The organism is Lacibacter sp. H407, from assembly GCF_037892605.1.
Taxonomy (GTDB): domain Bacteria; phylum Bacteroidota; class Bacteroidia; order Chitinophagales; family Chitinophagaceae; genus Lacibacter.
Genome location: NZ_JBBKTU010000001.1, coordinates 1,730,760 through 1,742,809 on the forward strand (window position 1 = coordinate 1,730,760; position 12,050 = coordinate 1,742,809).

Consider the following 12,050-nt stretch of genomic DNA (forward strand, 5'->3'; position numbering starts at 1 on the left):
TAAATGAATGAATACTAATTAAGATGTGCCATTCCCGCTTCTTTGATTTTTCCTTCAATGGGTGCAAAGAAAGAAGTGATCTGTTTAAAATCGGCTGCTTCGTCGTTTGAAGGATGAATGAGTGGGCCATAGATCACTTGTTTATTTTTAAAATCAAAACCCACTAACTGGATAGGAACATTTGCTTCTTTCGCTATGTAATAGAACCCTGTACGCAGCTTTTCAACTTTCTTTCTTGTTCCTTCGGGACTCATGGCAATGCGGAACACATCATTCTGTTTAAATTTATCAGCTACTTGCGATACCATTCCTTGCGATGAAGAACGATCAACAGGCGTGCCGCCCAATGCACGAAAAAACCAGCCGAACGCACCGTCAAACAATTCTTTTTTGCCAAGGAAATACGCTTTAGGAATGGGCGTAACATAGCGTGCTGCCAAGCCAACTACAATATCCCATGCACTGGTATGTGGCCCAACTGCTATTACCATTTTCGGTATATGATTTGGGAATGTTCCGTTTATTTTCCATCCGTTTATTTTCCACCAAAGCGAAGTGATCCAGCCAACCATACAATGCGATTTAGTGAGAAAAGGTAGGTTGAAATTTGGAAGCAACAAAAACTTAATGCAAGATCAGGTTAGTGATTTGAGTACTTGCTGGCGGTACAATCTGCCAATGGGAATCTCTGTTTTTCCAATATTGATGAGTTCGCTGGTAAACGAATGAATAGATGCTGCCGAAACAATAAACGAACGATGCGTACGAATGAACTTCTGTTCCGGCAACATCGCTTCTACTGAACTGATGGATTGTTTGGTGATAATGGTTTCATTGCCTGTTACCACTTTCACATAATCTTTCATGCTTTCGATATAAAGAATATCGGAGAGCAATACTTTCATCATCTTTCTGTCGGCACGGAAATAAACAAACGCATCTTTGTGTTCGGGTTCAACAATTGAACGTTCCGTTGTGTTGCGTGTTGCAGTTTGTTGATACGCTTTATTCACTGCTTTCAAAAAACGATCGAAGCGGATCGGTTTTAATAAGTAATCCATTACATCCAACTCATAACTTTCCAATGCATATTCCGGATGCGCAGTGGTAAAAATTACTTTTGGCGGATGCGATAATGTTTTTATAAAATCGGTGCCGGACAATTGCGGCATGCGTATATCAAGAAAAATAAGGTCAACGGTATATTGCTGTAAAAAACTGATCGCCTGGATGGCATTGCCACATTCGCCCGACAGTTGCAGCATCGGCGTATCTGCAATGTACTGTTTGATGATATCTCGTGCCGGCGGTTCATCATCAACAATCAAACAACGTATCAACGTTTGGTCATGCATGGGCAACGGTTCTTTCATTAGTTAAAACAGTTGTTGAAGAAACAGGTAATAATTCCAGTTCTGCTTTCAGATTCACAATAAAAACATCCGGTTCATTAATGATCTGTAATTCATGTTTACCGGGATATAGCAGACGAAGTCGTTCCTGTACATTTTTCAATCCAATACCTGTTGGATGCATTTCATTTGTTTGTATTTTTCCATTCAGCAGTTTCATATGAAGCAGATTGTCGTTGATGCTGATGTGTAAACTCACCCACGGATGTTCAAGCATTGTACTGGCGCCATGTTTAAAACAATTTTCTACAAATGGTAACAATAATAATGGTGCAATTGAATATCTGTTGGCATTCGTTGGCAGATCAATTGTTACTTCCAGTTTGTTGCCGTAGCGGAGTTTTTCCAATTCAATGTAGTCGCTAATCATTTTCAGCTCTTTGCCTAATGAAACCTGTTGCTGATTACCCTCATATAAAATGTAACGTAACATATCCGATAATTCCATCAGCATTTTGGAAGCAACAGGAGAGCTGTTGCGTGTATGCGAATAAATATTATTGAGCGTATTGAATAAAAAATGTGGATGTATCTGTGCTTTCAACACCTCTAACTGTGCTTCCATATTTTCTTTTTGCAGAATCAGGTTACGCTGTTCTTTTACATACCAGTGTTTCATTAGTTTGATAGCGGCTGCAATGCCTCCAATGGTAATACCTCCACGTAAACCGGCCAGTAACCCTAAATAGATGGAAAGTCCGATGCCACCCCTTCGGATATTGCTGATATAGTCAGCCCCCATAATTTGCTCACGAACCCACTCAATAATTGTTAGTGAAAGAAAAGCGGCCATTCCCGATGTAATCAGAAAAAGCAACACAACCCATACAACGGTATCAAGATATTTTTGTTTGAGTAAATATCTCGGTATCACAAAATATGCAAGTGAATACGACAGGAAAATATGCGGGACTAAATAGATAAACGATTCGATAGATGATGACAGTAAACGTAGTGGGTAAGAATAACCGCTGCGTACCGCTACAAACGAATACAAAAAACCCTGGAATATCCACCAGAATGCCCAGAAACAGATGTGTCTTGAAAGCCGGTACCTACGTTCGTCCGAAAAAATAAAGGGATATTTTTCGATCATCATGCTTAAAGTTACATAGCTCTTTACGCAATACGAAGTGATTGTACCTGTTCATCGATAAACAGTCTTATTCAGTCGATAAACGGTTTTGAGCGTTGATGGAGAAAGGTGCCCTCGGCACCTTTCTTTTTTTCGTTAGTTTTTTCGGAAGATAGACGCAATAATTTTCTCGTCTTTTATTGCAAGTTCACCCCGTTCGTATGTTGCAATGGCTTGCTCCAATGCCCGTTTCAAACGCATCTTCACTTTTGTGCGTTTGATGTTGAGGGCTACATTTTTCACTTCTTCCTCGTACACCAGGTCGTTCTGCAGATTGTAAAAATAAACAACTGCTTCTTTGGGTTGTTTCACATTGCTCTTGATCACCCAATATCCTTTTTCGGATACAAAACGAGGTGTACTAGGTTGAACGGTTTCTTCCTGCGCAAATGCCGTTACACTGCAACAGATTAAGAAGGCGGCAAGAAGGAAATTCTTCAAATTGTTAAGCATGATAAAAAGGTTTAATGATGAATCGTTTGATGACTGTAAAATTATTACTGTGCAAAACTGAAAAAACAGGAAGTAGACAAGCCACATCAATGCGACGGCAGATTTCATTTTCTAATCGACGAAAGCAGTTGAGCGTTTTTTGGCATTGTTTGCTTGCTGAACTGAACGTTCATCTATTTATTGACTGTTTATGGTCAAATTTCCAATGAATGATACAGATTGGACAGCACACTTACTTGAGTCATATTTTAAGAATTGCAATAGAATTTACTTGCGATATCTAAATCGAATATTATGTTTGTCGCATCAAAACCCCGCAAAAAAATGATTGCTCCTAACAAAACAGAATTAAAAGAGTGGGTTCATAGAATGGAAGAACATTTCCAGCCCGCCAATGTACACTGGTGCACAGGTTCACAGGAAGAATATGATGAGCTTTGTCAACAATTAGTTGATAAAGGAACCTTCATTAAACTGAATCCCGAAAAGCGACCGAACAGCTTTGCCTGCTTCAGTGATCCAAGCGATGTGGCCCGTGTGGAAGACCGCACGTTTATTTGTAGTACACGGAAACAGGATGCTGGTCCCACGAATAACTGGATGGAACCATCCGAAATGAAACATATCCTCGAAGACATTACGAAAGGAAGTATGCACGGCCGAACCATGTATGTGATCCCGTTTTGTATGGGCCCCGTTGGTTCATCGCTTTCCCGTTATGGTGTGCAGATAACCGATAGTGAATATGTAGTGGTGAACATGCGCATTATGACACGCATGGGTGATGACGTGCTGAAACATATCAATGGTGAATGGGTGAAATGTATGCATACACTTGGTGCGCCATTGCAGGAGGGAGAACAGGATGTAAAATGGCCCTGCAATCCAACTGTAAAATATATTTCACATTTTCCTGAAGAGCGTTTGATCATTTCATATGGCAGTGGTTATGGTGGCAATGCATTGCTTGGAAAAAAATGTTTTGCCTTGCGTATTGCAACGGTGATGGGTCGAGACCAGGGATGGCTTGCCGAACACATGTTGCTGATGGGTGTAGAAAATCCACAGAAAGAAAAAACATATATCGCTGCTGCTTTTCCAAGTGCTTGCGGTAAAACAAATTTTGCCATGATGATCCCGCCGAAAGAATTGGATGGCTGGAAGATCACAACCGTTGGTGATGATATTGCATGGATTCACAAAGGTGAAGATGGAAAATTATATGCTATCAATCCGGAAGCAGGTTATTTTGGAGTGGCACCGGGCACTAATGAAAAAACAAATCCCAATGCCATGGCCAGCATTAAGGCCAACACCATTTTTACAAATGTTGCTGTTACAAAAGATGGTGATATTTGGTGGGAAGGGATGACGAAAGAAGTACCCGATGGCTTGACTGACTGGCATGGAAAACCATACGATAAAAACAGTGGAAAGCCAGCAGCACATCCGAATGCTCGGTTTACTGCACCATCCAATCAAAACCCGGCAATTGATTCCGAATGGAATAATCCAAACGGAGTAATTGTTTCAGCTTTTGTATTTGGTGGAAGAAGAAGCACTGCTGTTCCATTGGTCTATCAATCGTTCAACTGGAATTTTGGTGTCTACCTCGCTGCAACAATGGGTAGTGAAATGACGGCCGCTGCATTTGGCGAGTTAGGAAAAGTAAGAAGAGATCCGTTTGCGATGTTACCATTCCTTGGTTATCATATGGGCGATTATTTCAACCATTGGTTACAGTTTGGTCGTGACCTTCCCAACGCACCTCGCATTTTTGGTGTGAACTGGTTTCGCAAAAATGAGAAAGGAGAATTTATGTGGCCCGGCTTTGGTGAAAACATGCGTGTGCTGAAATGGATCGTTGAACGATGCAGCGGAAAAGCAAGTGCTGTTGAATGCCCCATTGGATGGCGGCCACGTTACCGTGACCTTGATTGGAACGGTTTGGGATTTGATCAATTTAAACGTGAAGAATTTCATGAACTGCAGCGGATTGATTCTGAATTATGGAAACAGGAGTTGCTGGGACATGAAGAACTCTTTGAAAAACTATATGATCGTTTACCGAAAGAGTTTTTATTCATGCGGCAGTTATTGTTGAGCGCTTTGTGGCGTTCGCCCAATGAAATGCTGGCACCGGAACAGCATTAATAATAAAGAGCCACTCAACGAGTGGCTCTTTATTTAAAGTATGATGAAGCATAATGCTGAATGCATCTACAGGTTGAATTTCAAACCTCCGTTAATTACAAAACCATCCAGTGGTGCATACACATCACGGAAAACGGGATTGTTGATGGAACCGGTGTAAATACTGTCGAAACGTGTTTGTCTTGTATCAAGAAAATTTTCAAAGTTGATATAGATTGAAAATTTCTCCCACAAACGTTCCACCATAAAACCGGTGATCCAATAAGCTCTGCCGGTGCTTCCGTCGGTCAATTGTTGTTTATCGAAATAGTAAGCTTCCAAACCGGCTTTCCATTTTTCTTCTACTTCATACATCAATACGGCATTAATGCGGTTACGTGCAGTAAGTGGATTTACACGTTTGTTATTGCCTTCATGTATTTCAGTATCTGTAAACGTGTAACCAAGAAAGAGTTTAAAATCTTTATAACCCAATTTGATGTTTGTTTCAATACCTCTTGTATCAATATGGCCGCTGCTGTTTACAAATACATAATTGAAACCACTGGTGCCGGTAAGTAATAATGGATCGTTGATGCGTGTATAAAAGAATAGTTGGTTGATGTTGAAACTGATCTCATCAAACAATTTTGTTTTGTAGTTAACATCTGCATTAAAACCATAGCTTCTTTCCAGTTTATTGTTGTCGCTGATTGGCAGCACCTGTCTGTATTGGATCCGTTCACTCTCTTCTGTAAAGATCGTTGGCGCTTTATAACCCATACCGCCACCAATACGTGAAGTGAACGATTCGGATGGTTTTAGTAAAACAGCTACACGTGGTAAAAAGGCAAAGCCATAGTTTGTTACATAATCGCCACGTACACCACTTTCAATATGCAGCCATTCGTTTGCCTTGAACGTGTTTTGTACAAATGCGCCAACGGTGTTTTGTTGAAAGTTGCGTGCCGGAAAATTGCTGTAAGGACGTTCTTCAAAATTTTCGTTCCATAGATTCATTCCCGCTACCCATTCAGCTATTTCTCCACGACGGGAATAACTGGCTTCCGTAAAACTGTTCAACTGCCGGCCTTCAAACACATAACCCGGCGAACTGAGTTGTCTGTTAAAATAACTTACACTTTGTTTAACGTTGAAATGACTGTGTTCGCCAAAATCGTGATCGATCGATAGCTGCGACGACAACCGTTCTGATTTATTTTTTTCAAAGTATCCTGAGCTTGTATTTTCCTTGATATAATCCATATTGCCACCTAACCGGTTTTCAATGCCGGCATTGATGCGCCAAACAATGGTCGTTTTATCAGATGGATAGAAAAACAAACTAGGATTAACCGTATAGCGTTGAAATTCGGGAATAGCTGATAGATTAATATCTGCCGGATCATAGGCCACGTTACTGTTGCGTGATGTAAAAATGGTGAGCCCGAATTTCCTGAAGCGCTGACCATAAAACATGTTTACATCCAACCCTAAGGCATTTGTGCCATTGAGATGAAACTTCAACTCACGGTCAGCAGTAGGTGTTTTTGAGATCAGGTTCACCAAACCTGCAATGGCACCACCACCATACAATGTGGAGGCAGCGCCTTTGATCACTTCCACCTGTTTCAGATCAAGCGGCGGAATTTGTAACAAACCCAATCCGCTGGCAGCTCCGTTAAATAAGGGAAATCCATCTTTCAACAGTTGCGTGTAGCGTCCATCCAAACCCTGTATGCGAATAGATGCATTGGCTGATGTGGCAGATGTTTGTTGTGTTTGTATACCTGTGCTTTCATTGAGCAGCATACGAATGTCGCCCGGTTTCATATTCGCTTTTTCATCCAGCTCTTCACCGGCAATAAACTCTACCCTGGTAGGAATGTTTTGAAAGGTTCTTGTGCTGCGTGTAGAGGTGATGATGATCTCTTCTTCTTCCCCTTCTTCAGCTTCGAGCAAAATGCTGAGCGGCCCGCTCGTTGGTATTGTTACGTTTGCCTTTGTTGTTTCATAACCAACATACGATACTTCAACTGTATAATCTCCTTGTGCCAAATTACTGAAGGTGGCTGTACCGGTGCTGTCGGTAACAGTTGATTGTTTTGTACCAACGAGTAGTACAGTTGCCGATGCTAATGCTTCTTTTGTTGTTTGATCTTTTACGATGACGGTAAGTGAATGTTGTGCGATGCTTTTACTGCCGATGCATACCAGCATCAACAGCAAGAATAATTTCTGCATGATTGAATGATTGATTTAAGTTGAGAAATAACAGGAGCTGTTAACTCAACTTTGGGGGTTGCCAGATAGGGCGGTAAACATCAAATACAGGAAGATCGCTGATCACCGGATGAAATACGGCAAACTGTGCCGGTGTTTTGATGTTTACACAATTGCACACACGCATCAGTTGCACTCCGCAACAGGCGCAGTCGCAATACGGCGGACAATCATCCTCTTCATTTGAATCAGAAGAATGTGTTGTTGCAACAACTGCTGATTCATCTTCGAATGAAAATACTTCTTCCGGACATGGGAAAATGTTCAGCAGCAACAAATAAACCGTAAGCAGTGCAACAATGAATTTCACCATACAAAACTAAACGATAGAACTGTGCACACAGAAAATATTCCTGCTGCCATGTTGCAAAAATAAAATCACACAGCCTCTATATTTTTACTGCTGTACCCGTTGCTACCACCATGAGCATACTGCCACCACTACCCACCGTTTCAAAATCAAGATCAATACCTACTACTGCGTTGGCGCCAAGCTGTTGTGCTTTTTGTTGCAATTCAACCAAGGCATTTTGCCGGGCTTCTTCAATCACACGTTCATAGGTGCCGCTTCGGCCACCCACAATATCACGGATGCCTGCAAACAGGTCTTTAAAAATATTAGCGCCAATAATTGCTTCGGCAGTAACAATACCAATGTATTGCTGAATGGGTTTGCCTTCAATAGTGGGTGTTGTTGTGAGTAGCATAGTTTTTTGTTTTAAAGGTACAACTCGGCAGAAGTCCGCAAGGTCATCTAACTAAAAATTCTTCTGCTTACATACAGCATACAGTGTTAGCTTTATTTTTCTATATTAGCCCCGCTTATGAATCGTCCCAAAACCAACCGGCACCGAATCTGCATAGCAATACTGCTGTTTTCTCTTTTCAACTGTCCGGTTGTGGCAGAAACATCTGCACCTACTGTAAATGAAATCATCAAATCATTAACTGGAAATTCCAGTAAAGCTGTTTTATATGATTATGCGTTGGTAGAACCGATTGCCAAAAGCAAACAGTCAGCAGCAATTTTTCGTGAGTTGGAAGAAAAAGCGGATAACCATCAATTACGGGCACGGATCTATGGACTGAAAGCCGGAGTGCTTTATTACGAAGATGTAGATCCGAGTAACAACAGCTTAGGAGAAGAAGACCGGGTAAGTTCCGCAGCGAAATCGGAAATTCTTGAATTATGGAAAAAAACAATGAACGAAGCATATCTATCAGGTGATGATCGTTTGATTGCAGTGGCAAGTATTTTTTACGGAAATTCCTGCTCGATAATGAAAGAACTCGAGTTGGCGGTAACATACACAATGAACGGGTTGGAGCTGAATGAGAAACTGGGTATTACCAACAGCCCGGACAATTACATGGTGGTGGGGGAGATATTTTATAAAATAAGAGAGTATGAGGAATGCGCAAGAAACAGTGTTAAGGCATTTCACATATTTGAAACATTGAAACGGCCGGGTGATACTGTTGGCATGTTGTTCACCAGCAATACAGCAGCGCTGGGTTATCATCGCCAACAGCAATACGATTCAGCTTTTTTCTGGTACAACACATCACTCAAAATAGCAACTGCATTGAAGCTCGATATATGGAAAGGAATTATCGGGGGCAACATGGGGCAGATGTATTTCGAGCAAAAAAAGTACGATACTGCACTTGCATTATTTCTGGCAGATCATCAATTCAGTAAAGAAGGAAAGTTGTACGATAATGCGGCTAATTCGCTGCAGTGGGCTGCACGCATTCAGGTGCAGTTAGGTAATAAATCTGCCGCTTTGAAATACGTACGGGAGGCACTCAGTCTCCTGGAACACACGCCGGAAATGTTCTATCTCCGCAACACTTACTATGCAGCCGTGGATGTGTTCAAAGCAATGGGCAACTACGATAGTGCTTTTTATTACAACACAAAGTATAATGCGTTGAACGATTCATTAGAGAGAGTAATTACCTTAAGTGGTATTGCCGTTTCCAAAGCAAGGGCCAATGATGAAAAAAGCAGATACAGCATTCAATCTCTCCAAAAAGAAAAAGAAAAACAGTTGTTTCAGCGTAATATTTTGATCGCTGCGATTATTCTGTTGGGGATTGTTGGTTTCCTCGTAATTACAAGGCAGCGACTGAAAGCGAAGTTGCAGGTAGAGCGTATGGAAAAGGAAAAACAACGGATGCAACAGGAAATTGCATCGGCCCGTGAACAACTCAACATGTTTACCGAAAACATTGTGGAGAAAACCAGCCTCATTGAAAAACTGGAAGAGCAGGTAAAGGGCAATAGCGTATCCGCCGAACAGCAACTGCTGATCACCGAACTCAGCCAGCAAACGATCTTAACGGAAGATGACTGGTTGAAGTTTAAATCACTCTTCGAAAAAATTTATCCGTCCTTCTTCCAGAAACTGAAAGAGAATTCGGCCGATATAACAGTGGCCGAGCAACGCATGGCGGCTCTTACACGCATGCAGTTAACCAGCAAACAAATGGCCGCCATGCTGGGTATTTCGGTTGACAGTGTGCATAAAACAAGGCAACGGTTGCGTCAACGCCTGCAATTGAGTTCAGATACAAATCTCGACGAATACATTGCCGGTATTTGATCTTATCCGGATACAGTATAGCGAAATTTCGTATCAGCTTGCAGTCGATTCAAGAGAATGAAGATGCACTTTCTTACATTAAAAGAAGCATCTTACGACACACTGTTTTCAATTTAATAAGCGAAGCTGCCTCTACATTGAGGACGTTATCTCCATTTATTTTTTTATATTTTGTTATTATGAGTTGTTTCAAAACCCAATTACTCCGCATCTGCATTGTCAGTTCATTTGCACTGCTTTGTTTGTGTTCGTTGAATGCACAATCAAAGAGTTTTAACGTAGATGAAGTAGCAAAGCTGTTAAACGATCCCTCAAAAAAAGGTGGGTTTTCGGCAGAATCATTAGGCTTGAAAATTTTTAAAAGCGGGAATGCAGATTCGGTTTTGTCGGCCTTAGAAGAAAAAATGGAAACGCATGCCGCCTGGTCCTATTTCTACATGATCAAATCCACAGTTGTTTATCTCGAAGGGCTTAAAGCCGATTCAAATAATCACGAACCAAAACTCAATCCGCTAGTAAAACCAAAAGCCATGGAACTGTTTGCAAAAGCAATGCAGGAAGCCTATTTAACCGGAGATGATCGGTTTATTGCACAAACAAGTATTGTTTACGGACTCAGGTGCTATGCTATGAAAGAACTTGAACTTGCCGTAACCTATGCTTTGAATGGGTTGGAACTGAATGAGAAACTTAACATCGAAAACAGCCCCCCGAATCATATGGTGGTTGGTGAAATTCTATATAAGATCAGGGAATACAAAGAAAGTGTGAAGCATAGTCTGAAGGCTTATACGATATGGGAACAGCGAAATGCGACGAATGAAAAAAAACGAATGATGTGGAGCTGTAATACGGCAGCGCTTGGTTATCACCGCCTGCAGCAATACGATTCAGCTTTTATCTGGTACAGGAAAGCGATGGAATTGGCAGATGAATTAAAGCTGGAAGTATGGCAAGGAATCATCAGCGGAAATATGGGACAGGTTTATTATCAGCAAAAAAAATATGACTCAGCACTCGTTTTGCTGTTAACCGATTACCGGATCAGTACAAAAGAGGAATTGTTTGATAATGCAGCTAATTCTTTGCAATGGGCAGCACGCACACAAGTACAATTAGGGAATAAATCAACGGCGTTAAAACAGTTGCGGGAAGCGATGGCACTACTGAAAAACAATCCCGATGTACATTATTTGAGAAATGCATTATACACCGCAACAGAAGTATTTAAAGCATTAGGCGAGTACGACAGTGCTTTTTATTATAATGCAAAACATGCTGCGCTGAACGATTCACTGGAAAGAGTGATTGCATTAAGTGGTATCGCTGTTTCCAAAGCAAGGGCCAACGATGAAAAAAACAGGTACAGTATCCAATCTTTACAAAAGGAAAAAGAGAAACAGGTACTGCTGCGTAATATATTAATTGCTGCCATTGTGCTCTTGGGTATTGTTGGATTCCTTGCAATTACAAGACAGCGATTGAAAGCAAAATTACAGGTCGAGCGAATGGAACAGGATAAACAACGCATTCAACTGGAGATTTCATCAGCCCGTGAGCAGCTCACTATGTTTACTGAAAACATTGTGGAGAAAACCAGCCTTATTGAAAAGCTGGAAGAACAGGTAAAGGATAAGAGCTTATCCACCGAAAAGCAATTGCTGATTACCGAACTCAGCCAACAAACCATATTAACTGAAGATGATTGGTTGAAATTTAAATCGCTCTTCGAAAAAATTTATCCGTCCTTCTTCCAGAAACTGAAAGAGAATTCGGCTGATATAACAGTGGCCGAGCAACGCATGGCGGCTCTTACACGAATGCAGTTAACCAGCAAACAAATGGCGGCCATGTTAGGCATTTCGGTTGACAGTGTACACAAAACAAGGCAGCGGTTGAGGCAACGTCTTCAACTAAGCTCCGATATCAATCTCGACGAATACATTGCAGGCATTTAATTTACTTTAATCTTTTCCAGGCAAAACAGACTCCCGATTTGAATTGTCCGGATTTTGTCCTGCTTCA

The 12,050-nt window shown here is 41.3% G+C and carries 10 protein-coding genes; 3 read left to right on the forward strand and 7 right to left on the reverse strand.

The genetic code is table 11. The annotated features are described in order from the left end of the window. Nucleotides 1-14: 14 nt before the first annotated feature. The 4 genes from WG989_RS07540 to WG989_RS07555 form a co-directional block, all read right to left on the reverse strand. Nucleotides 15-572, reverse strand: coding sequence for a 1-acyl-sn-glycerol-3-phosphate acyltransferase (locus WG989_RS07540; RefSeq protein WP_340428437.1), 558 nt, complete (start codon nucleotides 570-572; stop codon nucleotides 15-17). A 63-nt stretch (nucleotides 573-635) separates the two neighbouring features. After that, the gene (locus WG989_RS07545; RefSeq protein WP_340428438.1) at nucleotides 636-1,355 is read right to left on the reverse strand and encodes a LytR/AlgR family response regulator transcription factor; all 720 of its coding nucleotides are present in this window, start codon (nucleotides 1,353-1,355) and stop codon (nucleotides 636-638) included. After that, complete coding sequence (locus tag WG989_RS07550) at nucleotides 1,348-2,511, reverse strand: sensor histidine kinase (RefSeq protein ID WP_340428440.1); 1,164 nt, start codon at nucleotides 2,509-2,511, stop codon at nucleotides 1,348-1,350. Before WG989_RS07550 ends, WG989_RS07545 begins: the two co-directional genes overlap by 8 nt. Before the next feature lie 132 nt (nucleotides 2,512-2,643). Continuing rightward, nucleotides 2,644-3,000: an invasion associated locus B family protein gene (locus tag WG989_RS07555; protein WP_340428441.1), complete on the reverse strand. Its 357-nt coding sequence runs from the start codon at nucleotides 2,998-3,000 to the stop codon at nucleotides 2,644-2,646. 294 nt (nucleotides 3,001-3,294) lie between these two features. Between WG989_RS07555 and WG989_RS07560 the strand changes: the two genes are divergently transcribed. Next, nucleotides 3,295-5,154 (forward strand): phosphoenolpyruvate carboxykinase (GTP), encoded by a 1,860-nt coding sequence (locus tag WG989_RS07560; protein ID WP_340428442.1) that lies wholly within the window; start codon nucleotides 3,295-3,297, stop codon nucleotides 5,152-5,154. 66 nt (nucleotides 5,155-5,220) lie between these two features. Here the strand turns inward: WG989_RS07560 and WG989_RS07565 are convergent, their stop codons facing one another. The 3 genes from WG989_RS07565 to WG989_RS07575 all read right to left on the reverse strand — a co-directional run bounded on the left by WG989_RS07565 (nucleotide 5,221) and on the right by WG989_RS07575 (nucleotide 8,123). Further along, nucleotides 5,221-7,377 carry a TonB-dependent receptor gene (locus WG989_RS07565; RefSeq protein WP_340428443.1) on the reverse strand — a complete coding sequence of 719 codons (2,157 nt, stop codon included), beginning with the start codon at nucleotides 7,375-7,377 and terminating at the stop codon, nucleotides 5,221-5,223. A gap of 40 nt (nucleotides 7,378-7,417) precedes the next feature. Then, nucleotides 7,418-7,729 (reverse strand): DUF6660 family protein, encoded by a 312-nt coding sequence (locus WG989_RS07570; protein WP_340428444.1) that lies wholly within the window; start codon nucleotides 7,727-7,729, stop codon nucleotides 7,418-7,420. 76 nt (nucleotides 7,730-7,805) lie between these two features. Further along, complete coding sequence (locus WG989_RS07575; RefSeq protein WP_340428445.1) at nucleotides 7,806-8,123, reverse strand: heavy metal-binding domain-containing protein; 318 nt, start codon at nucleotides 8,121-8,123, stop codon at nucleotides 7,806-7,808. A gap of 192 nt (nucleotides 8,124-8,315) precedes the next feature. On the opposite strand from WG989_RS07575, the gene WG989_RS07580 reads away from it, so the two are divergent. Further along, a complete protein-coding gene (locus WG989_RS07580) occupies nucleotides 8,316-10,025 on the forward strand; it encodes a tetratricopeptide repeat protein (RefSeq protein ID WP_340428446.1) in 1,710 nt (569 codons plus the stop codon). A 179-nt stretch (nucleotides 10,026-10,204) separates the two neighbouring features. Then, nucleotides 10,205-11,983, forward strand: coding sequence for a tetratricopeptide repeat protein (locus WG989_RS07585; RefSeq protein ID WP_340428448.1), 1,779 nt, complete (start codon nucleotides 10,205-10,207; stop codon nucleotides 11,981-11,983). Nucleotides 11,984-12,050: the final 67 nt, after the last annotated feature.